Here is a 20335-nt window from a genome sequence, read left to right as displayed (position 1 = left end):
CGGCCGCGGCGGTCCGAGGGGCAAGCCGGGCGGCCGCGCCCGGGCACCCGTAGCGTGATCGGCGTGCTCGAGCTCGACACCGACGTCCTGGTCGCCGGCGGCGGCCCCGCCGGGACCTGGGCCGCCCTGCGGGCCGCGGACGCGGGCGCCGACGTGGTGCTCGTCGACAAGGGCTGGTGCGGGGCGAGCGGCGCGACCGCCGCCTCGGGCACCAGCGTCTGGTACGTCGAGCCGGACGCCGAGGCCCGCGAGACGGCCATGGCCTCGCGCGAGGGCCTGGGCGGCTACCTCTCGGACCGCGGCTGGATGGCGCGCGTGCTCGACGAGACGTATGCGGGCGTCAACGAGCTGGCCGACCGCGGTCGCTACCCCTTCCCCCGCGACGACGAGGGCCGCGAGATCCGTCGCGGTGTCCAGGGACCGGAGTACATGCGCCGGATGCGGACGCTCGTCCGACGCGCGGGCGTACGCATCCTCGACCACTCCCCCCTCACGGGACTGCTCACGACGTCCGACGGCGTCGTGGCGGGAGCCGCGGGGACCCGTCGTCAGGAAGGCGTGGACTACCGCGTGCGGGCGGGCGCGGTGGTGCTCGCGACCGGAGGCTGCGCCTTCGGCAGCGGCGCCCTGGGCTGCGACGTCGACACCGGCGACGGCGCGCTGGCGGCCGCGGAGGTCGGCGCGCACCTCTCGGGCATGGAGTTCTCCAACGCCTACGCGATCGCGCCGGCGCACAGCACCGTGACGAAGACCGCCTACTACAGCTACGCGAGCTTCTACCGCGCCGACGGCACGGTCCTGGAGGGCGCGGGCAGCACCCGGGGCCGGTCGGTCATCGCCCGCACCCTGCTCGACGAGCCGGTGCTCTGCCGCCTCGACCACGCCGGCCCCGCCGAGCAGGTCGCGATGCGCCGGGGCCAGCCCAACTTCTTCCTGCCCTTCGACCGCGCGGGCATCGACCCGTTCCGCGACCTCTTCGAGATCACCCTGGTCGCCGAGGGCACGGTCCGCGGGACCGGCGGCATCGCGCTCGCCGGGACGGACTGCGCCACGGGCGTCCCCGGCCTCTACGCCGCGGGCGACGCCGCCAGCCGCGAGGACATCTGCGGCGGCTTCACCGGCGGTGGCAGCCACAACGCCGCCTGGGCGCTGTCCTCGGGGAGCTGGGCCGGGCGCGCGGCGGCCGCGCACGCCCACGCCCACGGCAGGCCCTTCCCGACGACAGGTGCGGGTCCCGTCCCATCCGGAAGGACCCCTGCCCGGGACGTGGTGGCGGCCGTGCAGGCCGAGGTGCTGCCCTATGACATCAACCTGATCCGCCACGGCGACCGGCTCCGCCCCGCGCTGGAACGGCTCGACGGCGTGTGGGACACGGTCCGCGCGGGTCTCGACGGCGGGTCGTGGCGGGTCCGCGAGGCCACCGCGATGACCGCGGTCGCGCGCTGGATGTACACGGCGGCCCTGGCGCGGGAGGAGTCGCGCGGGATGCACAAGCGCGAGGACCGTCCGGGGACCGACCCGGCCTGGCAGCGTCGGATCGCGGTCGGCGGGCTCGACGACGTGTGGTTCCGGACCCCCTCATCGGTCGAGCTCCCCTATCGGCGTGCTCCCCTCGATGCGGCGTCTCCCGCATGATCGAGCTGCTCTCCACCGACCGCTGCATCGGCTGCGACCGCTGCGTCGACGTCTGTCCCACCGACGTCTTCGACCGCGTGCCGGGCGCCGTCCCCGTCATCGCCCGGCAGGGCGACTGCCAGACCTGCTTCCTGTGCGAGGCCTGGTGCCCGGTCGACGCGCTGTGGGTGGCGGCCGAGCGCACGCCGCTGCCCGCCCCGCCCGCCGAGGCCGACGTGGCGCTGGGGAGCTACCGCGCCGCCCTCGGCTGGGGGCAGGGCCGCACACCGGGAGCGCGGATCGCGATCGGACCGCCCCTGATCCACGAGCCCGGCGACCCGCCCGGGCCGCCGCTCGTGTGACCCGGCTCGTCAGGCCAGCTTCTCGCGCAGCTCCTTGATGCCGGTGCCGAAGACGCCGTCGGCGAAGGTCGTGTTCAGCTCCTGCTCCTGGCTCGCGTCGGCGTCGTACTCGGCCCACCACTCGACGAAGGTCTCGCCGGTGTCGGTGATCGGGCTGACCCGCACCGTCGACAGGTAGCGGCGGACGCCGAACGGGTTCGCGCCGGTGAACGTGTAGGTGAAGGTGCGGATCGTGTCGTCGAGCGTGATCAGCTTCTCGTCGAAGGGGTCCCCGCCGGAGGCCATGGTCAGGCGGCGCACCGCTCCGACCTGCCCGTCGACGCCCTCGACGAGCTCGCTGCCGCCGACGGCGGGGTGCCACGACGGCAGGTCGTTGAAGGCACGCAGCTGGGCCCAGACCAGCTCGACGGGGGCGGCGATGACTCCACTGCTGTACGGACGCGGCACGACGACTCCTCGCTGGGTGGGGACCGACGTGCCCGGCGACCGACCCGCCGCTGCGGAGCGGGCTCCGGACACGATCACCACGCTATAGCGGGCGTCACACCCTCCACCAGGCGAGCGCGGGAGCGTTGAGACGCCGTTAGGACACGGTCCGCCCCCCGGCCGCCGGGCGAGGTCAGTGCAGCCGCACCTCGTGGCGGTCGCCGAGGTCGACCTCGAGCAGCGCCCGGCCGTGCTCGTCGGCGGTGACGGTGTCGGTGGCCGTCCCGAGGCTCGTGTACGTCCGGCCGGGCACCAGACGGTCGACGGCGAGCGTGGTCCGCACCGGCCCGTCGCCGGGCCGCAGCACGAGGTCGAGGGCGCGGCCGTCGGTGACGGCACGGGCCACCTGGACGTCGGGGTAGGCGACCTCGGCGAGGCGCGGGCCCTGTCGACGGACCACGACCACATGCGGATGGCCATGTCCGGGCCGGTGTGGCAGGGCATCGTCGCCTGGGTCCTGGCCGTGGCGTTCCTGCTCGACGCGGTCCTGACGACCGGCCTGGTCGCCCTGGTCCCACGGACCGCCCTGGCCGGGGCCCCCGCCACGACGACCAGGGTGCGGACGTTGCGGGTGGCGAGCGTCCCGCACGTCGTCATGGACCTCGGCATGGTCGCCATGCTGATCATGGTGACGTGAGTCAGGACCGGAAGGTCGCGACGGCCGCGGCGAGCCCGGCGAGCGCGCAGAGCACGCCGGGCACGACGACGAACACGGCCGGGACCTCCGGCGGCACCAGCACGGCCAGGGCGATGGCGGTGAGCGAGAACCCCAGTGAGAACCGCATCCGGGAGAGCGTGGTGCGCTCCCGCGCGAGGAACCACCGGGGATCGGGCATCAGCTCCGCCAGTCGCCGAGGTCCCAGCCGGTGATCTTCTCGAGGCGGGCGACGTCGTCGGCGAACCAGCCGAGGGCCTCCGCCCGCTCGTCGGGCGACAGCCCGGCCGAACGGCCGTGCACGTCGGGACGCACGTGGTGGCGCGGCACCCCGCGCACCACCCCGGTCTCCACGCCGAGGAACGCGCAGACGCGGTCGGCCGTGCAGATCGGGGAGTCCCGCAGGGAGCGGTAGCGCAGCAGGAGCACCTGCTCCGGGTCGAACCGGGAGTACAGCGCCTCGACCTGATCGCCGTAGCGGCCCTGGGCGACGTAGTGCCAGAAGTGCGCCCAGCCCGCGGCACGGCGCTCGTCCTCGAGCCGGCAGGCGGTGAGGAAGTCTGCCTCGGGTTCGAGCCCGGCCTCGCGCAGGTGCGACCAGTTGGAGTGCGCCCGCTCCACCGGGTCGCGCAGCACGGCGATCAGCTTCGCGTCCGGGACGAGGTCCCTGATGCGCTGCTGGGCGTCGGTGTCGTAGAGGTAGAAGACCGTGCCCTCGCCGGTGAGTGCCCCGGGTGGGGCCGGGTCGAAGAGCGCCTCGTAGTCCGCGCGACGCCACACGTGCTCGCCCCACGTGGGCACGTCCCCCGGCCCGCCGCCGCTGGTGGGCGGTGGGCCGTCGGTGAGGAAGAACTTGGGCTCCTTCACCTCGGGCAGGAACAGCTGCGGGTGCCCCTGCAGCGCCTTGTGCAGGGCGGACGTGCCGCACTTCGGGGCGCCGAGGAGCAGGAAGTCGGGGAGCGCCACTAGGTCGCCCCCACCAGGGCCGGCACGACTTCGGACCGCAGTTCGTGGGCACCGTCGGGCCGGGTCACCTCGTAGTAGAGGCGGTACTCCCCGCCCGGCAGCGGCAACGCGTGGACGTAGCGCAGCCCCGGGCCGGCGCCGTCGGCGGCCTCCGCCACCGGGCCGGACCCCTCCGCGCGGAAGCGGCCGAACCCGCCGTCAGGAAGGGAGACGGCGACCCCGGTCCGTTCCTCCCAGTTCTCCCCCGCGCTCGCGCGGCCGTCGTAGAGGGCGACGAGCCGGTCCCCGAGGTCGACGACGGTGCTGACGCGGACCCCGCGCGCGTCCCACTCCCCCGGCCGCGGCGCGAGCGCGGTGCCCTGCCAGGTCCACGCGACGCCGTCGGGGCTGGTGGCGTACTCGGTGGTCATGCGGTCGGTCGCGTCCGGGTCGTCGAGCGGGTGGACCGAGGCCCACAGGTGCCACTGCCCGCCGTGGGACTGCACCACGGGGTCCTTGACGGCGAGCTCGTCGGAGCCGGGCAGGACCGTCACCGACGGCGCGGACGCGAGCCCCTCGGGGGTGTCGGCCTCGAGCAGCTCGACCCACCAGTGCTTCGTGCCGGGTGTGGCACAGCTGACGTAGAGCCGCCAGCGACCCGCGGGGGTGACCACCAGCGCGGGACGCTCGAGCGACTCGGCGTCGAACCGCTCCTTCTCGACGATCGCGAGGACCTCGAACGACACCCCGTCGCCCGAGCGCGCCACGACGTTGGCGTACCCGCGCCCCTCCCCCTCCGGCCGGCGCAGCCGGTACGCGAGGTAGACCGCGCCCTCGTGGCGCACGGCGCTCGGTGCGCCCGCCCAGGTGCCGGGGCGGCCGTCGGGTGGGGGGACGACGACGGTCGCCGCGGCGCCGTCGGGCAGCGGGGCGCCGGTCGGGTCGATGTGGCTCACGCGGACTCCTTGGTCAGGCGGTCGGGCTCGCGCGACAGGATCCCGCGCCGGACGAGGTGGTCGAGCAGGGCGCCCACCGACTCGTCGACCGTCTGCTCGTGGGTGGGCAGGACGAGGTCGGGGCGCTCGGGGACCTCGTAGGCGTCGTCGACACCGGTCAGCCCCGTGATCTCGCCGGCCCGGTGCTTGGCGTACAGCCCCTTGACGTCGCGCTGCGCGGTCACCTCGACCGGCGTCGACAGGTGCACCTCGACGTAGGGCACGCCGAGCGCCTCGTGGTCGCTGCGGACCTGCGCGCGGACGTCGGCGTGCGGCGCGATCGAGGCCACCAGCACCACCACGCCGTTGCGGGCGAGCAGGCCGGACACGAAGCCGATGCGGCGGATGTTCACCGCGCGGTCCTCGCGGCTGTAGCCGAGGCCCTTGGAGAGGTTGGTGCGGATGATGTCGCCGTCGAGCACCTCGACGCCGCACCGCTCGGTGCGGAGCCGGTCGGCGACACCGGCGGCCACGGTCGACTTGCCGGCGCTGGGCAGGCCGGTCAGCCAGACGGTGGCGCCGCCGGCGCACGGGACGGAGGACGGGTGGACGGCAGGGCCGGAGGACATGGCGACTCCTGGTTCGCGGACGGGCCCGGGGCACCGTCAGCGACAGAGCGCGCTGTCCACCCGCCCGTGGTCGACGTGCCGCCGACGCGTCAGCACCGACACCCTCACGGCCCTGTCCCGAGGCCGCGGGCCCGCAGCACGCGGAGCTCGGCCGGCCGGAAGAACAGCAGCTCGACGCCGATCCCGACGATGAGGATCAGGATGATCGCCGCCATCACCGAGGGCATGTCGGACAGCGCCTGCCCCTCGTTGAGGTAGGCACCGAGGCCGAAGCCCAGGCTCGGCGAGGTCGCGATGATCTCCGCGGCCATCAACGAGCGCCAGGCGAAGGCCCAGCCCTGCTTCAGGCCGCCGAGGAACCCGGGCAGGGCGGCGGGCAGCATGATCAGCCGCGCCGACTGCGAGCGGGACGCACCCATCGCGAACCCGACCCGCGGCAGCAGTGGCGGCACCTGCTCGATGCCCGAGACCAGCCCGTTCGCGATCGACGGCACCGCGCCCATGAGGACGACGAAGTAGATCGTCTGGTCGTTCAGGCCGAACCACAGCACCGCCGCCGGGACCCACGCCACCGACGGCAGGCTCTGCAGCCCGGTGAGGACCGGGCCGATCGCCGAGCGCACCAGGGGCACGCTCGCCACCAGCAGACCGATCGGGGTCGCGATCACCACGGCGAGCAGGAAGCCGAGGACCGCGCGGCTGATCGAGGTCCAGATGATCGACAGCGCCCGGCCGTCGGCGACGTCGGTGCCGATCGTGCCGAACACCGCCTCGGGCGAGGGCAGCTTGAACTCGGGCCAGATCGCCGAGGCCCAGAGGATCTGCCAGACCACCACGAAGAGCACCACCGCCACGATCGGCGGCACCACGCCGGTGAGGAGCCGCTTCCACAGCGGGGTGCGCTGCTCGGTGGGGGTGTCGAGGGCGTCGAGCCCGCGCCCGAGGTCGACGGCGTCGTCGTCGGTGGTGGCGGCCGTCGCCGCCGTGGTCGTCGTGCTGTCAGCGGCCATGGGCGGAGATCACCTCGCGCAGCTCACCGGTGATGTCGCCGTGCAGCTCCTCGGCGTCGTCGGCGGTGGAGGTGGCCCACTCGCGGACCACGCGCCCTGGCCGGGACGACAGGAGCACCACGCGCTCGGCGAGCCGGACCGACTCCCGCACGTCGTGGGTCACGAACAGCACCGTGGTGCCGGTCGCCTCCCAGACCCGCAGCAGCTCGGCCTGCAGCACGTCCCGGGTGATCGCGTCGAGCGCACCGAAGGGCTCGTCCATGAGCAGGACGCCCGCCTCCTCGCGACTCTTCCCCTCCCCACCCAGGCCGGTCGCCGCCGCGAGGGCCCGGGCCAGGGCCACGCGCTGGCGCATGCCGCCCGAGAGCTCGTGCGGCCGCTTCGCCGCCTGGCCCTCCAGCCGCACCAGCGCGAGCAGCTCGCGGGCCCGCTCCCGCCGCTGCGCGCGGCCGATGCCGGCGAGGCGCAGCGGCAGCTCGACGTTGCGGCCCGCGTCGAGCCACGGCAGCAGCGCCGCCTCCTGGAACATCACCGCCGGCCGCGCCGCGGTGGTCTCGACCGTGCCGCTGGTCGGCCGGTCGAGCCCCGCGACGAGGTTCAACAGCGTCGACTTGCCACAGCCCGACGCGCCGAGGAGGCACACGAACTCCCCCGGCGCGACCGACAGGTCGACCCCGTCGAGGGCCACGACGGCGTCCTCCCCGCTGCCGAAGACCTTGGACACCCCACGGACGTCCAGGGCGGGCGGGCCGGTGCGCGGTTCCGGGGCGTGGCGCTCGAGCGTGGCGGTCATGGTGGGAGTCCCTTCCTGGGGAACTACTTGGTGTCGAGACCGGCCGGGTCGACCGTCGGTCGGCCGGCGGCCTGCAGCGCCTGGTTGAGCGGGCCGAGGTCGAAGAGCCCCTTGACGTTCGTGGCCGACTGGGCGGTTCCCGCCGTCACGGCGTCCTGCGCCAGCTGCGGGAACGTCGAGGCGAGCGGGTCGGGGTTGAGCGCGACCTCGCTCCACGCCCGGTCGAGCACGTTCTGCGCGAGCGGCTTGCTGCCCGACGCGCCGAGCCCGGCGTTGGCGGCGGCCTTCGCCGCGTTCGGGTCGGTCTGCGACAGGTTCTCGGCGGCCACGAGGCCCTTGAGGAACGCGGCGACGGTGGCGGGGTGCTGCTGCACGTAGTCGGTGCGGGCGATGACCACCGTGGTCGGGAACTGGCCGTTCGGCCACAGCGTCTTCTCGTCCACCAACGGGGTCGCCCCCGCCTCCAGCACGAACCGCGACGCGAACGGCTCCGGCAGCCACCCGCCGTCGAGCTGGCCGGTCTTGTAGGCGTCGAGCGCCCGCGCGTTGTCGATGTTGACCACCTCGACGGCGCCCGGGCCGGTGCCCGTCGGCAGGTTGTTCTGCTTGAGCCACTTCTTCAGCGCGATGTCCTGCGTGTTCGCGAGCTGCGGGGTGGCGATCTTCTTGCCGAGGAGCTGCTGCGGGCTGGTGATGCCCGGCCGGACCACGAGCTGCGCCCCGCCCGAGGTCGCCCCGGAGATGAGGCGGATGCCGTCGGGGTTCTGCTTGTAGGCGTTGATCGCCGGACCCGAGCCGATGAAGCCGATGTCGATGGAGTTGCCGAGCAGGGCGCTCGTCTCCTCCGGCCCGGCGTTGAACGTCTGGGTGGAGAGCTTGGTCTGGCCCAGCTGCTGGGCGAACAGACCGTTCTGCACGCCGATCAGCGCGCCGGCGTGGGTGATGTTGGGGAAGTACCCCAGGCGCAGCTGCTGGGCGGGGCCCTGGTCCGCGGCGGGCGTGCTCGAGGACTCCTGGGCTCGGGAGCAGCCGGCGAGAGCCAGCGCTGCGACGACGAGGGCGATGACGACGGCGGGCAGGGTGCGCCGACGGTGGCGGGTCACGGGTGGTGGTTCTCCTGAGGAGGCCTCGCCTCGGGGCGGCGAGGTCGACTGACGGGTGGACCGGCGCGCTGGACCCGCGTTCGGCCCGCCGTCACGCAGCGGGACGGCAGGGGCGGAACGGGGTGCGTCAGGAGGAGAGACAGGCGCAGCTGTAGACGCGGCCGTAGTCCACGTGACGACGGGCCACGAGGCGCACGTCGGCCGCGGAGGTCATGGACGGTAAGCCTGCCATGACCCGTCCGTGGGGGCCACCGACGTGATGCGGGTGACCCCGACGGACCAGTGCGACCGGACGGGTCACTCGGCGAAGGCGGTGCGGTGGCGCTGCAGCTCCGTGCGCAGCAGCGCCAGTGATCCGGCCACCTCGGCCGCGATGCGCTCGGCCTCGATCTCCCAGCGGCCGGCGCCGGCGTCGACCGCCGAGACCTCGCGCTGGACGACGGCGTCGAGATGGGTGAGGAACGTGGCCACGGCGGCGCCGCGGGGGGTGAAGGGCACAGGTGTCTCCTGGGTACGAGGTGTTCGGGGAGGTCAGGCCGGTTCGGGCGGGTCGACCTGGGAGGTGCGCAGCGCGGACGGCGAGGTGCCCCACTTGGCGAGGATCCGGGCATAGGTGCCGTCGGCCATGAGGGTGGCGACGGCGGCCTGCACGGCCGGGATCAGCGGGGAGTCCTTCGCGAGGGCGAACCCGACGTCGAGCCGGCGGTACTCGTTGACGAACCGCAGCCGCGGCTGCTGGGACACGAGGTAGCGCAGGCCGTTGATCGTGCTCATCGTGACGTCGGCGCGCCGCTGGGCGAGCGCGAGACCCGTCGTCGCGCCGTCGGGGTAGCTGCGGACCTCGATGTCCGGTCGGCCCGCCCGACGACATCGCGGCTGGGCCTGGGCGAGGGTGGATTCGAAGGTGGAGCCGGTCAGCACCGAGACGGTGCGGCCGCAGAGCTGGACGAGGTCGGTGATCGGCGGCTGGGGGTCGTCCGCGCGCACGGCGAAGGCCTGGCCGTCGTTGATGTAGGTGACGAAGCTGACCTGCTTCTTGCGGGCCTCGGTCACGGCGAAGTTGCCGGTGCCGACGTCGAACTTCCCGCTGGTCAGGCCCGGGACGATGCCGTCGAACGTCGACTCGGTGCGCTGGACCCGCAGGCCCAGCGTCCGGGCGACGGCCTCGGTCATGTCGATGTCCTGACCCGTCGTCGTGACCCCGTCGGCGAGCGTGAACGCGGTCGGTGGGGCCGAGATGCTCGCCCCGACCGACAGCACGCCGGCCTGCGCGACCGCCGCGGGCAGCAGCGCCCGCACCGCCGGGTCGACGGTGACCACCGAGGTCACGTCCTCGCGCGGGACACCGGCGTCGGCGTCGTCGAGCGGGGACGCGCAGCCAGCGAGCAGCGCGCCGACGACGGCGAGCACGGCCAGCAGCACGGCGCGGGGCATGGCGGTCCTGTCACGGAGGGAGCGGAACCGTGCGCGGGCCCGACGCGGTGAGGCGACGAGGGGCGGGCCCGGGACGGCGGTGAGCGACTCGCTCAGCGACAGGCCGCGGACCAGACACGGCACAGGTCGACGTGCTCACGCGTGATCAGCGTGCCGCCGGGTGCCATGCAACCGACAGAACCACCCGGACCCGACATGGTCAAGCAGGCTGTGACGGCGTCCGCCCGATTCGACGCCTCCGGGTCACCGACGTACGGTCGGAGTCGTCTGCGTTGAGGGACGCCGGCGTTCCCGTGAAGCCCCGTGTACCGGAGTGATCCGATGACGTCCCTCGCTGCCCCCGAAGCGCCCCCCGGGTCCCCGCCCCGCACCGTCCGCTCCCGCCACGTCGGGCGCTGGGTGTGGGCCGCGCTCGTGGTCGTCCTCGTCGTCTGGGCGCTGCGCTCGGTGGCGCTGAACCCGGCGTTCGGCTGGGGCACCGTCGCGCAGTACCTGTTCACGACGGCGGTGCTGCACGGCCTGGCCACGACGCTGCTGCTCACGGTCGCGACGACGGTCCTCGGGTTCCTGCTGGGCATCGGGCTCGCGGCGATGCGACTGTCCGGCAACCCCGTGCTGTCGTCGGTCAGCTGGGGCTACGTGTGGCTGTTCCGCTCGACGCCGCTGCTGGTGCAGCTGCTGTTCTGGTACAACATCGGCGCGCTGTACCCGAAGCTCTCGCTCGGGATCCCGTTCGGGCCGACGTTCTTCTCGATCGACTCGGTGAACCTGGTCAGCGTCCTCGTCGCGGCCCTGCTGGGGCTGATCCTGCACGAGGCGGCGTACGCGGCGGAGATCGTGCGCGGCGGCATCCTGTCGGTCGACGCCGGCCAGTCCGAGGCGGCGGTGTCGCTGGGCATGACCCGCGCCCGGGTGCTCCGGCGGATCGTGCTCCCCCAGGCGATGCGCTCGATCATCCCGGCCACCGGCAACATGGTGATCGGGACGCTCAAGGGCACCTCGATCGTCTCGGTCATCGCCGTGACGGACCTGCTGTACTCGGTGCAGACGATCTACGACCGCACCTACGAGATCATCCCGCTCTTGCTGGTCGCAACGGTCTGGTACGTGATCCTGACGTCGATCCTCTCCGTCGGGCAGTACTACGTGGAGCGGTACTACGCGCGCGGAGCGGAGCGGACGTTGCCGCCCACGCCCCTGCAGCGACTGCGGAGGTCGTTCCGATGAGCCTGCTGGAGATCCGGGGCCTCACCAAGGCGTTCAACGGCGTGACGGTGCTCGACGGGGTCGACCTCGACGTCGAGGCCGGGTCGGTCACCGTCCTCGTCGGGCCCAGCGGATCCGGCAAGTCGACGCTGCTGCGCTGCATCAACCACCTCGAGACGCCCGACGCCGGGACGATCGCCGTCGACGGCTCGCTCGTCGCCTACCGCCGGGACGGCGACCTGCTGCGCGAGCTGCCGGAGCGCGCCATCGCCCCGCAACGTCGTCGCATCGGCATGGTCTTCCAGCAGTTCCAGCTGTTCGGGCACATGACGGCGCTCGCGAACGTCATCGAGGCGCCAGTCGGGGTGCTGGGCGTGCCGCGGCGGGAGGCGATCGAGCGGGGTCGCGCGCTGCTGGCGCGCGTCGGACTCGAGGGCCGCGAGGACGCCTACCCGCGCCAGCTCTCCGGCGGACAGCAGCAGCGGGTGGCGATCGCCCGGGCCCTCGCGATGGAACCGACCCTGATGCTCTTCGACGAGCCCACCTCCGCCCTCGACCCTGCCCTCGTCGGCGAGGTCCTCGAGGTCCTGCGCGACCTCGCCGCCGGCGGCACGACGATGGTCGTGGTCACCCACGAGATCGCCTTCGCCCGCGACGTGGCGGACACGGTGGTGGTGCTGGGCGACGGGCGCATCGAGCATTCCGGTCCGCCGGCGGAGGTTCTCGACGACCGGTCGGTGCGGGTGGCCTAGCCCGGGAGCGCGTCCCGCCCACAATTGTGTGGTCGCGGCGTTCGACTCGTGTCACCCCTGCGCGTTCCGGACACCTCGCCCGAGGACGCCGCGCCCTGTCGCGGTCCACCGACGTCGGCCGACGCTCTTGTCGCAGTGATTCACAACGACAAGGTCAGCGGGAGCAGGCGAGAGGCCACGACAAGGCAGGGCGACCGGCTCGACGAGGCTCGCCCGGCGAACTGTGTGCGCCGCGCGCAACACCCGACCGAGCGACCGTGCCGACCCGCCGTCAGGACGCCGCCACCATCTCCAACGCCGCGCTGTAGGCCCGTGCGGCCGCGACCCGGGCCTGCACGACGCGGAGTCCGGTGTCGGTGAGACGGAAGCGGCGGCGGTCGCCGACGACCCGCCGGAGGAGCCGGTTGCGTTCCAGCCGGTGGAGAGAGGTCCAGAGCTGCCGTACGGACGGGCGCGCCGTGCGGCGGGCCGTCCGGGCGAGGTGGTCGAGGATCTCCTCGCCGGTCCGCGCGGACGACTCGAGGGCGGCCAGGACGAGCGTGTCGCAGCGCTCGCGGTCGATCGTGCTCATAGCAGGGAGGGCTGCCCGATCGCCGCCCGTCGCACGCGTACGCGGGCGTCCCCCTCCGTCGTCCACCGCCGGCGGCACAGTTCGGGTCGTGCATCGCACGCGGCGCAGGGAGCCGGGATGATCGGGCCATGGCCGACCACCGCACCCTCCTCGCCGAGAGCCGCCTCGCCGTGCTCGCCACGCTCAAGCGCGACGGGCTCCCGCAGCTCTCCCCCGTCACCCCGTTCTACGACCCCGACGCCGGGACGCTGCAGGTGTCGATGACCGAGGGCCGCGCGAAGACGGCCAACCTGCGTCGGGACCCCCGGGCCGCGGTGGAGGTGACGTCGTCCGACGGCCGGTCGTGGGCCACCGCGGAGGGCCCGGTCACCCTCGTCGGGCCGGGCACCGACCCGCACGGCCCCGAGGTCGAGGCGCTCGTCGCCTACTACCGCGCCGCCGCGGGCGAGCACCCCGACTGGGACGAGTACCGCGCCACGATGGTCGCGGACCGGCGGGTGCTCATGACGATGACCGTCGAGAGGATCTACGGCGACAGCATCTGAGGCGGATCCTGCTCACGTCAGCGGCACGACGGCGGGTCCGGGCACGATCCGCGCGGTGAGCGCGCCGAGGCGCTCCACCTCGATCGACACCTCGTCCCCGGGCTGCAGCCACGGGTAGGCCTCGCTGCCGTGCAGGTGGGAGAGCTCGAGCAGGCAGCCGGTCCCGACGGTGCCCGACCCGATCACGTCCCCCGGCCGCAGCTCGGTGCCGCGCGAGGCGTAGGCGAGCATCTGCCCGAAGCTCCACCGGATCGTCGACCAGGACCCGCCGCCGTACTCGCGCCCGTTGACCACCGCGCGCATGCGCAGGTCGAAGCCGTTGCCGGCGCGGACGTCGGCGAGCTCGTCCGGCGTCACCAGCCAGGGCCCGAGGCCCGTCGCGGTGTCCTTGCCCTTGGTCGGGCCCAGGCCCACCGGCGACTCGGTGGCCTGCAGATCGCGCGCCGAGAAGTCGCACAGGATCGTGTAGCCGGCGATGTGCGACTCCGCCTGCTCGGGCGTCAGGTCCGACCCGGCCTTCCCGACGACGGCCGCGACCTCCACCTCGTAGTCGTAGCGGCTGCTGCCGGGCGCGATCGGCACGTCCTGCCCCGGCCCGCGGATCGCCGCCGGGTTGGAGAAGTAGAAGACCGGCTGGTCGAACCAGACGTCGGGCACGTCGGTGCGGCCGAGCCCGGCGAGGGCGTTGCGCAGGTGCTCCTCGAACGCGAGGAAGTCCCGCACCGACGGCGGGCGCGGGATCGGGGCGCGCAGCGTGACGTCGGTGCGGGCGACCGTCTCGACGGGCAGCGCCGCGGCCGCCGCCGGGAGGTCGCCGAGCAGGTCGACCAGGGCGGCGTCGAACCCGCGCACCTCGTCGCCGACGAGCAGGCCGGCCCGCTCGCGGCCGTCGACGGGCGAGACGTAGGTGACCCAGTGGCTCATGCGGGCCTCATGCCACGCAGCCGATCGGCCCGCCGTGGAAGGCGACCATGTCCGGCCAGATGTCGGCCAGTGGCAGACGGGTCCCGAGCGGGTTCCCGTCGAGCTCGGAGTACGCGCGGTGCAGGTTCCCGACGAGGCGCTCGCTCTCCTGCCAGGAGGCGAACGGGTTGTCCTCGTGCTTGCGCGCGGCCTCCAGCGGCGAGAGCCCGGCGGCGTGGGACTCGCGGGCGACCTCGTCGAGGAAGGCGGCGTAGGCGGTGAGGTCGTCGAGCAGGCGCGGCACCTCGTCGCCGCGGCACACGGGGCCGTGGCCGGGCACGAGGACGGCGGGCTCGAGGGCCCGGAGCGCGTCGAGGGCCCGCGGGTAGCCGGCGAGCGAGCCCTCCGCGAGGAACGGCTGGCCGCCCGCGAAGGCGAGGTCGCCGGCGAAGACGACGTCGTCGTCCGGCAGGAACGCGATGACGTCGCTGCGGGTGTGGGCCGGGCCGACGTGGGTGAGGTGCACCTGCCGCTCCCCCGCCCAGAGGGTGAGCGTGTCGGTGAAGGTGACGTCCGGCGGGCGGACCTCCTGGTGGCCGTAGTCCGGGCCGGTGAGCACCTGGGCGGCGATGAGCCCGGCGGCGAGAGTGTCCTCGCGGCAGTGCACGTGCCCGACGACCGGCGTGCTCGCGGGCATCAGCCAGTTGCCGAACGTGTGGTCGCCGTGGTGGTGGGTATTGACCAGCGCGCGCGGGTCGCCCGGCGCGACCTCCGCCACGGCGGCCAGCAGCGCTCGGTTGCGGGCCTCCGTGGACGTCGTGTCGATCATGACGTGCGCACCGTCGGCGACGACGACCCCGGTGTTGTTGATCATCCAGCTGCCGTCGGGCTGGACGTAGGCGTACACGCCCCGGGCGACCTCGACCATCTCGGGCGGGGGCAGGGTCACGTCGGTTCCTCTCCGAATGGTCGAGCTCCGCTGTGCTCCGTGTCCCCCCGCAGGAGGCCGCCGAGCACCATGTCCGCGTAGGCGGCGCCGATCTCGGCAGCGGAGACGGTCGCGGTCTCCGGGTTGAACCACCGGTTCGACCACGCGACCATGCCCAGGATCCCGTAGGCGATCACCCACGGCTTCGTGTCGGCCTCGAAGCTGCCGTCGGCCAGTCCGTCCTCCACGATCGCGACGAGGACGTTCTCGTACCGCTTGTTGTAGCGGGCCATCGTCCGGCCCCACTGCGACCGCGGCGCCAGCGCGCCGAGGTCCTCCTGGATGTAGAGGTACAGGTAGGGGTAGTTCTCGGCGTAGGACACCATCAGCTCGGTGACCAGCGTCCGCAGCTTCTCCGGCGGGGTCCCGCCGGCTGCGAGGATCTCCTCCGCGCGCAGACAGTTGCGCTCGACCGCGTCGCCGACGGCGGTGTGGAAGAGCTCCTCCTTGCCGCCGACGTAGTAGTAGATCGTCGCGCGGTCCATGCCGACCGCCTCGGCGATGTCGCCGATCTTCGTGCCACGGAAGCCGTGCCGCTTGAACACGTCGCCGGCCGCGCGGACGATCGCGGCGCGGCGCTCCTGATAGGCCGCACCGCCCTCGTCGAGCGCCGCGGCCCGTCGTCGGGAAATGGCACTGACCTTCGAGGTCGGGCCAGACGCGACGCCGCCGGCGTCCCCGCGGGGTTCACGTGCCGTCATCCGACCTCCCACTCGTCCTTGCTCGCAGTCAGCGCCAGAACGGGGCGCGGAGCTCGCGCTTGAGCACCTTGCCAGCCGCGTTGCGTGGCAGGACCTCCACCACGTCGATCGACGTCGGGCACTTGTAGCGGGCGAGGCGGGTGCGGACGTCGGCGAGGACCTCGTCGGGGTCGAGGACGACCCCGGGCGCGGGCACGACGATCGCCTTGACGGTCTCGCCCCAGCGCTCGGACGGTACGCCGATGACGGCGACGTCGGCGATCCCCGCGTGCGCTGCCAGCGCGTTCTCCACCTCGGCCGGGTAGACGTTCTCGCCGCCGGAGATGATCAGGTCCTTGATCCGGTCGTGCAGGTAGAGGTAGCCCTCGGCGTCGCGGTAGGCGGCGTCGCCCGTGCGCAGCCACCCGCCGTCGAGCAGCGTCGCCGCCGACTCCTCGGGCCGGTGCCAGTAGCCCGGCGTGTTCTGCCCGGACCGCACCCGGATCTCCCCGACCTCGCCGACCCCGACCTCCTCCTCGGTCACCGGGTCGACCAGCGTGATCTCCAGCCACGGCAGCGGGCGCCCGACGGAGCGCAACCGGTGCGGCTCGTGCTCCTCCGGCGCCATGCTGACGACGGTGCCCGCGGTCTCGGTCATGCCGTACACCGCCATGAACCCGCAGCCCAGCACGTCGATCGCGCGGCGCAGCAGTGCCTCGGTCATCGGTGCGCCGCCGTAGGCGATCCGCTGCAGGGAGGACAGATCCGCGGTCCCGACGACGGGTGAGGCCAGGATGGCGGCCACGATCGCCGGCACGGCGAACGCGTGCGTGACGCGGTGGCGCGCCATGACCTCGACGAGGTGGTCGGGCGTCAGGTCGGAGAGCAGGATCGTGTGACCGCCCTGGCCGAGGCTGGTGAGCCCGTAGCCGATGCCGCCGATGTGGAACAGCGGGGAGGGCACGAGGTTCACCGAGTCCGGGCCCATGCCGTAGAACTCGCGGCCCATCCGCGGGGTGAAGGCGAGGTTCGCGTGCGTGAGCCTTGCGCCCTTGGGCAGGCCCGTCGTGCCCGAGCTGTAGAGCTGCAGGACGACGTCGTCGGGCGCCGGCTCGTGCTCGACCTCGGGGCTGCCGTGGTCCAGCCACGCCTCGTAGGCGTCCTCGAGGACCAGCGGCCGCCGGTCGGCCGGCACGAGGCCGAGCTGGTCGCGGCCGCAGACCAGCAGCGACGGCTCGGCGTCGTCGAGGATCGCCCGGACCTCCGCCCCCGCGAGCCGCCAGTTGAGAGCGACCAGCACGACGCCCGCCCGGGCCGCCCCGAAGAGCAGCTCGAAGTACTCGGGCTGGTTGCGGAGCAGCACGGCCATCCGGTCGCCCGGACGCAACCCAGCGCGGACGAGCGCGCCGGCCACCCGGTGGGCGCGGCGGTCGAAGTCCCCGAAGGTCAGCGTCCGGTCGTCGATCGTCAGCGCGGGCCGGTCGGCCCCGAGCGACGCCACCCGGCTCAGCGTGTCGCCGAGGGTGGCGTCCATGACGGGCGTCGAGGTGGTCATCAGTAGCTCTTGGGCAGGCCGAGGTTGTGCTGGGCGACGTGGTTGAGCACCATCTCGCGGCTCACCGGCGCAGTGCGGAACATGCGCGCCGCGAACCACAGGTCGGACAGGCCGTACTCGTTCGACAGGCCGTTCCCGCCGTGGGTCTGGATGGCCTGGTCGACCGCGGCGGCCGCCGCCTCGCCCGCGGCGTACTTCGCGACGGTGGACGCACTCCCGGTGGCCGCCGGGTCGGCGCCCTCGTCGGTGAGCTTCGCCGCGTGCATCGTCATGAGCCGGGCGAGCTGGACCTCGACGAAGCACTTCGCCAGCGGGTGCGAGACGCCCTGGTGGGCGCCGATCGGGGTCGACCAGACGGTGCGGTCGGTGGCGTAGCGGGCGGCGCGGGCGAGCGCGAAGCGGGCGATGCCGTTGGCCTGCGCGGCGGCGGTGACCCGCTCGGGGTTCAGGCCCGCGAACACCTGGCGCAGCCCCGCGCCCTCGACGCCGATGAGGTCGTCCCGGGTGACCCGGACGTCGTCGAAGAACGTGGTGAACTGGTTCTCCGGGATCTGCAGCGCCGAGTCGATCGGCTGGAAGCTCAGGCCCTCGGCGTCGGTGGGCACGAGGAACATCGAGATCGGGTGACGCCCGCGCGCGTCGGGCTCGGTGCCCCGGGCGACGACGATGACGGCGTCGGCGTCGTCGATCCCGGAGGTCCAGTACTTCTGCCCGCGGATGCGCCAGGCGTCGGGGCCGTCGGCGTGCGCCGTCGTCGTGATGTTGTGGGTGTTGGTGCCGGCGTCGGGCTCGGTGATGGCGAACGCGATGCGCTTCGTGCCGTCGGCGACGCCCGCGAGCCACTGCTCCTTCTGGGCCTGCGACGCGTGCGCGGCGAGCAGGGAGCCGGCGATGGCCGGGGAGATCACGAGCATGAACAGTGGGCAGCCCGCGGCCGAGGTCTCCTCGATGACGATCGCGAGGTCGGTCAGGCCGCCGCCCCCGCCGCCGTACTCCTCGGGCAGGTGCACGCCGAGGTAGCCGGCGTCGCCCAGGTCCTTCCACAGCTCGTCGGGACGCGCCCCGCGCTTCGTGACGTCCTGGAAGTAGCTCCGGCCGTAACTGCCCACGAGCTTCGCCACGCTCTCGCGCAGCGCCTTGCGCTCGTCGGTGTCGAGGAGCAGGTCGTCCCTGACGATGCCGTCGGCCATGTCGCCTCCTGTTTCAACAGCACTGTTGACTGTAGGTGCGGCTCCGGAGGGCGTCAACGGTCCCAGCGGTAGAAGCCCTGCCCCGTCTTGCGCCCGAGGTGGCCCTGCTCGACGAGGCGCTCGAGGATCGCGGGGGCGGCGTAGCGCTCGCCGTAGACGGTCGAGAGGTGCCGTGCGATGTCGAGCCGCACGTCGAGCCCCACGACGTCGGACAGGCGCAGCGGGCCGATCGGGTGCCCGTAGGCGAGCACCGCGGCCTTGTCGATGTCCGCCGCCGTCGCGACCTCCTCCTCGACCATTCGCATCGCCTCGAACGCGGCGATGTTGTCGAGCCGGCTGGTGGCGAAGCCCGGGACGTCCCGGACGACGATCGACTCCTTGCCGATCGTCGTCGCGTAGTCCTGGGCGGCGGTGATCGCGGCCTCGTCGCTGGCCCGGCCGCGGACGACCTCGACCAGCGGCAGCGACCACACCGGGTTGAAGAAGTGCATCCCGAGGAACGACTGCGGCCGGGCGAGGTTCCCGGCCAGGTCGTCGATCGAGATCGAGCTCGTGTTGGAGGCGAGCAGGCGGGGCTCCCGCGCCTCGGCCGCCGTCAGGACCTCCGCCTTGAGGGTCGGGATCTCGGGGACGGACTCGACGACGAGGTCGAGCCCGGTGGCGAGCCGAGTGGTGTCCCCGACGACGTCCAGGAGGTCGGGCAGGCGCTCGGCGGCCGTCGGGTCGAGCTTCCCGCGCTCGGCGCCGGTGCGGGCGCGCTGTGCGAGTTCGCCGACGAGGGCCTCGGCCCTGGTCGGGTCCGGCTCGACGACCGTGGTGGGCAGCCCGGCCGCGGCGAACACGTACGCGATGCCGCGGCCCATCGTCCCGCCGCCGATGACGGCGACGCTCATGTCGTCCTCCTCAGGTTCTCGGCGATCCACGTGATGAGGTCGGCGGTCTGCGGCAGCTCGCCGCCCATGCCGAGGAAGCCGTGGATCATGTCCGGCCAGTCGCGCAGCTCGACGTCGACGCCGTTCTCCCGGAGGAGCTCCGCGTACGCGACGCCCTCGTCGTGCAGCGGGTCGAAGCCGGCGACGGCGATGGATGCCGCGGGCAGTCCGGCCCCGTCCTCGGCGAGCAGGGGCGCGGCGTCGGGGACGGGCTCGTGCCCGGACAGGTAGTGCTCCCAGAACCACGCCATGTCGGCGTGGGTGAGCAGGTGGCCCTCGTTGTACGCCGGGTAGCCGTCGGGGCCGGGCGGCGCGAGGGGCGGGTAGACGAGGAGCTGGCGGGTGATCGCCGCGCGAAGCCGTCGGGCGACCGCGGCGGCGAGCGTGCCACCCGCGCTGTCGCCGCCCACGACGACGTGGTGCGGGTCGGCGCCGAGCTCGGCCGCGTGCTCGATCGCCCAGCGCGTGGCGGCCTCGGCGTCGTCGACCGGGCCCGGGAACGGGGTCTCGGGGGCGCGGCGGTACTCGACGGAGACGAGGGTCGTGTGGGCTTCTCGCGCGATCGCGCGACACGGACGGTCGGCGTTCGCGACGCTGCCCGTCACCCAGCCGCCGCCGTGGAACCAGACCGTCAGCGGCAGCGTCGTGCCGGGCTCGGGGTGGTAGACGCGGGCGGGGAGACGGCCGGCCCCGCCGTCGACCAGCAGGTCGGTCGTCGCGACGGCGACCTTCTCCCCCTGCATCCAGCGCGACGCCTCGACGGCGTGCCGGGCGGCGAGGACTCCCACCTCGGCGTAGGGCCGCAGGCCGAGCTCGGTGAGCCGCCGCAGCAGGTCGGCGGCCTCGGGGGCGAGCTGGGCCGTCGTGTGTCCTGCGGGGGCGGCGGTCGTCGATGGCCGATCCGTCGCACTGGACGCGTCAGGGGAGCCATCGACGCCTGCTGCCTCCGCCCCGGTCAACGGTGGCCCACCGCTGACGTCGGGTGTGCGTCGTGGCCCACCGCTGACATCGGGGGCACGGTCCGGCTCGGTCAGCGGTGGCCCACCA

At 73.6% G+C, this 20335-nt stretch carries 25 protein-coding genes; 6 read left to right on the top strand and 19 right to left on the bottom strand.

The genetic code is table 11. The annotated features are described in order from the left end of the window. Window positions 1-63 precede the first annotated feature (63 nt). Together A3CO_RS0127585 and A3CO_RS0127580 are read left to right on the top strand one after the other, a co-directional pair. Window positions 64-1635, top strand: a complete 1572-nt coding sequence (locus A3CO_RS0127585; RefSeq protein WP_211214582.1) for an FAD-dependent oxidoreductase — start codon at window positions 64-66, stop codon at window positions 1633-1635. After that, a complete protein-coding gene (locus A3CO_RS0127580) occupies window positions 1632-1976 on the top strand; it encodes a 4Fe-4S dicluster domain-containing protein (protein ID WP_018335495.1) in 345 nt (114 codons plus the stop codon). Before A3CO_RS0127585 ends, A3CO_RS0127580 begins: the two co-directional genes overlap by 4 nt. Window positions 1977-1985: 9 nt before the next feature. On the opposite strand, the gene A3CO_RS0127575 is transcribed toward A3CO_RS0127580, so the two are convergent. Both A3CO_RS0127575 and A3CO_RS0127570 read right to left on the bottom strand, forming a co-directional pair. Then, window positions 1986-2423: an SRPBCC family protein gene (locus A3CO_RS0127575; protein ID WP_018335494.1), complete on the bottom strand. Its 438-nt coding sequence runs from the start codon at window positions 2421-2423 to the stop codon at window positions 1986-1988. A gap of 172 nt (window positions 2424-2595) precedes the next feature. Beyond that, entirely contained in the window at window positions 2596-2862 is a 267-nt protein-coding gene (locus A3CO_RS0127570) for a hypothetical protein (RefSeq protein ID WP_157647878.1), read from the bottom strand. Window positions 2863-2874: 12 nt separating this feature from the next. Here A3CO_RS0127570 and A3CO_RS37735 point away from each other — a divergent pair, with 12 nt between their 5' ends. Next, the gene (locus tag A3CO_RS37735) at window positions 2875-3099 is read left to right on the top strand and encodes a DUF5134 domain-containing protein (RefSeq protein WP_157647877.1); all 225 of its coding nucleotides are present in this window, start codon (window positions 2875-2877) and stop codon (window positions 3097-3099) included. A 1-nt stretch (window position 3100) separates the two neighbouring features. On the opposite strand, the gene A3CO_RS37730 is transcribed toward A3CO_RS37735, so the two are convergent. The 9 genes from A3CO_RS37730 to A3CO_RS0127520 all read right to left on the bottom strand — a co-directional run bounded on the left by A3CO_RS37730 (window position 3101) and on the right by A3CO_RS0127520 (window position 9966). Then, a complete protein-coding gene (locus A3CO_RS37730) occupies window positions 3101-3298 on the bottom strand; it encodes a DUF202 domain-containing protein (RefSeq protein ID WP_018335491.1) in 198 nt (65 codons plus the stop codon). Further along, window positions 3298-4083: a sulfotransferase family protein gene (locus tag A3CO_RS0127555; protein WP_018335490.1), complete on the bottom strand. Its 786-nt coding sequence runs from the start codon at window positions 4081-4083 to the stop codon at window positions 3298-3300. The genes A3CO_RS37730 and A3CO_RS0127555 overlap by 1 nt, the downstream gene beginning before the upstream one ends. Beyond that, entirely contained in the window at window positions 4083-5018 is a 936-nt protein-coding gene (locus tag A3CO_RS0127550) for a glycoside hydrolase family protein (protein ID WP_018335489.1), read from the bottom strand. Before A3CO_RS0127550 ends, A3CO_RS0127555 begins: the two co-directional genes overlap by 1 nt. Then, window positions 5015-5626, bottom strand: coding sequence for an adenylyl-sulfate kinase (cysC, locus tag A3CO_RS34655; RefSeq protein WP_018335488.1), 612 nt, complete (start codon window positions 5624-5626; stop codon window positions 5015-5017). The genes A3CO_RS0127550 and cysC overlap by 4 nt, the downstream gene beginning before the upstream one ends. Before the next feature lie 104 nt (window positions 5627-5730). Beyond that, the gene (locus tag A3CO_RS0127540; RefSeq protein WP_018335487.1) at window positions 5731-6636 is read right to left on the bottom strand and encodes an ABC transporter permease; all 906 of its coding nucleotides are present in this window, start codon (window positions 6634-6636) and stop codon (window positions 5731-5733) included. Then, entirely contained in the window at window positions 6626-7429 is an 804-nt protein-coding gene (locus A3CO_RS0127535) for an ABC transporter ATP-binding protein (protein WP_018335486.1), read from the bottom strand. Before A3CO_RS0127535 ends, A3CO_RS0127540 begins: the two co-directional genes overlap by 11 nt. 23 nt (window positions 7430-7452) lie before the next feature. After that, entirely contained in the window at window positions 7453-8532 is a 1080-nt protein-coding gene (locus A3CO_RS0127530; RefSeq protein WP_018335485.1) for an ABC transporter substrate-binding protein, read from the bottom strand. Between the two features lie 297 nt (window positions 8533-8829). Beyond that, the gene (locus tag A3CO_RS0127525) at window positions 8830-9030 is read right to left on the bottom strand and encodes a hypothetical protein (RefSeq protein ID WP_018335484.1); all 201 of its coding nucleotides are present in this window, start codon (window positions 9028-9030) and stop codon (window positions 8830-8832) included. A 33-nt stretch (window positions 9031-9063) separates the two neighbouring features. Further along, window positions 9064-9966, bottom strand: coding sequence for an ABC transporter substrate-binding protein (locus A3CO_RS0127520; protein WP_026205070.1), 903 nt, complete (start codon window positions 9964-9966; stop codon window positions 9064-9066). 321 nt (window positions 9967-10287) lie between these two features. Here A3CO_RS0127520 and A3CO_RS34650 point away from each other — a divergent pair, with 321 nt between their 5' ends. Continuing rightward, window positions 10288-11193, top strand: coding sequence for an amino acid ABC transporter permease (locus A3CO_RS34650; protein WP_084682237.1), 906 nt, complete (start codon window positions 10288-10290; stop codon window positions 11191-11193). Next, on the top strand, window positions 11190-11924 hold the full coding sequence (locus A3CO_RS0127510) for an amino acid ABC transporter ATP-binding protein (protein WP_018335481.1): 735 nt from the start codon (window positions 11190-11192) through the stop codon (window positions 11922-11924). The genes A3CO_RS34650 and A3CO_RS0127510 overlap by 4 nt, the downstream gene beginning before the upstream one ends. Window positions 11925-12195: 271 nt before the next feature. Here A3CO_RS0127510 and A3CO_RS0127505 read toward each other — a convergent pair whose 3' ends face one another. Beyond that, complete coding sequence (locus A3CO_RS0127505; RefSeq protein ID WP_018335480.1) at window positions 12196-12495, bottom strand: helix-turn-helix transcriptional regulator; 300 nt, start codon at window positions 12493-12495, stop codon at window positions 12196-12198. A gap of 128 nt (window positions 12496-12623) precedes the next feature. Here A3CO_RS0127505 and A3CO_RS0127500 point away from each other — a divergent pair, with 128 nt between their 5' ends. Next, window positions 12624-13040, top strand: coding sequence for a PPOX class F420-dependent oxidoreductase (locus A3CO_RS0127500; protein ID WP_018335479.1), 417 nt, complete (start codon window positions 12624-12626; stop codon window positions 13038-13040). A 12-nt stretch (window positions 13041-13052) separates the two neighbouring features. Here the strand turns inward: A3CO_RS0127500 and A3CO_RS0127495 are convergent, their stop codons facing one another. The 7 genes from A3CO_RS0127495 to A3CO_RS38495 are packed head-to-tail and all read right to left on the bottom strand — an operon-like array spanning window position 13053 to window position 20247. Then, on the bottom strand, window positions 13053-13964 hold the full coding sequence (locus A3CO_RS0127495; RefSeq protein WP_018335478.1) for a fumarylacetoacetate hydrolase family protein: 912 nt from the start codon (window positions 13962-13964) through the stop codon (window positions 13053-13055). Between the two features lie 7 nt (window positions 13965-13971). Beyond that, window positions 13972-14892: an MBL fold metallo-hydrolase gene (locus A3CO_RS0127490; RefSeq protein ID WP_018335477.1), complete on the bottom strand. Its 921-nt coding sequence runs from the start codon at window positions 14890-14892 to the stop codon at window positions 13972-13974. Further along, window positions 14889-15632, bottom strand: a complete 744-nt coding sequence (locus tag A3CO_RS34645; RefSeq protein WP_018335476.1) for a TetR/AcrR family transcriptional regulator — start codon at window positions 15630-15632, stop codon at window positions 14889-14891. The genes A3CO_RS0127490 and A3CO_RS34645 overlap by 4 nt, the downstream gene beginning before the upstream one ends. Window positions 15633-15660: 28 nt before the next feature. Next, on the bottom strand, window positions 15661-17166 hold the full coding sequence (locus tag A3CO_RS0127480; protein ID WP_211214581.1) for an AMP-binding protein: 1506 nt from the start codon (window positions 17164-17166) through the stop codon (window positions 15661-15663). Next, entirely contained in the window at window positions 17166-18356 is a 1191-nt protein-coding gene (locus tag A3CO_RS0127475; protein WP_018335474.1) for an acyl-CoA dehydrogenase family protein, read from the bottom strand. Before A3CO_RS0127475 ends, A3CO_RS0127480 begins: the two co-directional genes overlap by 1 nt. Before the next feature lie 53 nt (window positions 18357-18409). Beyond that, on the bottom strand, window positions 18410-19249 hold the full coding sequence (locus A3CO_RS0127470; RefSeq protein WP_018335473.1) for a 3-hydroxyacyl-CoA dehydrogenase family protein: 840 nt from the start codon (window positions 19247-19249) through the stop codon (window positions 18410-18412). Then, a complete protein-coding gene (locus A3CO_RS38495; RefSeq protein ID WP_018335472.1) occupies window positions 19246-20247 on the bottom strand; it encodes an alpha/beta hydrolase in 1002 nt (333 codons plus the stop codon). Before A3CO_RS38495 ends, A3CO_RS0127470 begins: the two co-directional genes overlap by 4 nt. Between the last annotated feature and the right edge of the window lie 88 nt (window positions 20248-20335).

The organism is Actinomycetospora chiangmaiensis DSM 45062 (assembly GCF_000379625.1).
Taxonomy (GTDB): Bacteria; Actinomycetota; Actinomycetes; order Mycobacteriales; family Pseudonocardiaceae; genus Actinomycetospora; species Actinomycetospora chiangmaiensis.
The sequence above is the reverse complement of the archived record's forward strand: the minus strand, read 5'-3'. Positions and strand labels throughout refer to the sequence as shown.

Excerpts from the sequence above, each read along its gene's own strand:
- A3CO_RS37735 (WP_157647877.1), top strand. The coding sequence starts at position 2,875 with ATGGCCATGTCCGGGCCGGTGTGGCAGGGCATCGTCGCCTGGGTCCTG.
- A3CO_RS0127580 (WP_018335495.1), top strand. The coding sequence starts at position 1,632 with ATGATCGAGCTGCTCTCCACCGACCGCTGCATCGGCTGCGACCGCTGC.
- A3CO_RS37730 (WP_018335491.1), bottom strand. The coding sequence starts at position 3,298 with ATGCCCGATCCCCGGTGGTTCCTCGCGCGGGAGCGCACCACGCTCTCC.
- A3CO_RS0127535 (WP_018335486.1), bottom strand. The coding sequence starts at position 7,429 with ATGACCGCCACGCTCGAGCGCCACGCCCCGGAACCGCGCACCGGCCCG.
- cysC (WP_018335488.1), bottom strand. The coding sequence starts at position 5,626 with ATGTCCTCCGGCCCTGCCGTCCACCCGTCCTCCGTCCCGTGCGCCGGC.
- A3CO_RS0127540 (WP_018335487.1), bottom strand. The coding sequence starts at position 6,636 with ATGGCCGCTGACAGCACGACGACCACGGCGGCGACGGCCGCCACCACC.
- A3CO_RS34650 (WP_084682237.1), top strand. The coding sequence starts at position 10,288 with ATGACGTCCCTCGCTGCCCCCGAAGCGCCCCCCGGGTCCCCGCCCCGC.
- A3CO_RS0127510 (WP_018335481.1), top strand. The coding sequence starts at position 11,190 with ATGAGCCTGCTGGAGATCCGGGGCCTCACCAAGGCGTTCAACGGCGTG.
- A3CO_RS0127505 (WP_018335480.1), bottom strand. The coding sequence starts at position 12,495 with ATGAGCACGATCGACCGCGAGCGCTGCGACACGCTCGTCCTGGCCGCC.
- A3CO_RS0127500 (WP_018335479.1), top strand. The coding sequence starts at position 12,624 with ATGGCCGACCACCGCACCCTCCTCGCCGAGAGCCGCCTCGCCGTGCTC.
- A3CO_RS0127470 (WP_018335473.1), bottom strand. The coding sequence starts at position 19,249 with ATGAGCGTCGCCGTCATCGGCGGCGGGACGATGGGCCGCGGCATCGCG.
- A3CO_RS0127480 (WP_211214581.1), bottom strand. The coding sequence starts at position 17,166 with ATGACCACCTCGACGCCCGTCATGGACGCCACCCTCGGCGACACGCTG.
- A3CO_RS34645 (WP_018335476.1), bottom strand. The coding sequence starts at position 15,632 with ATGACGGCACGTGAACCCCGCGGGGACGCCGGCGGCGTCGCGTCTGGC.
- A3CO_RS0127520 (WP_026205070.1), bottom strand. The coding sequence starts at position 9,966 with ATGCCCCGCGCCGTGCTGCTGGCCGTGCTCGCCGTCGTCGGCGCGCTG.
- A3CO_RS0127495 (WP_018335478.1), bottom strand. The coding sequence starts at position 13,964 with ATGAGCCACTGGGTCACCTACGTCTCGCCCGTCGACGGCCGCGAGCGG.
- A3CO_RS0127475 (WP_018335474.1), bottom strand. The coding sequence starts at position 18,356 with ATGGCCGACGGCATCGTCAGGGACGACCTGCTCCTCGACACCGACGAG.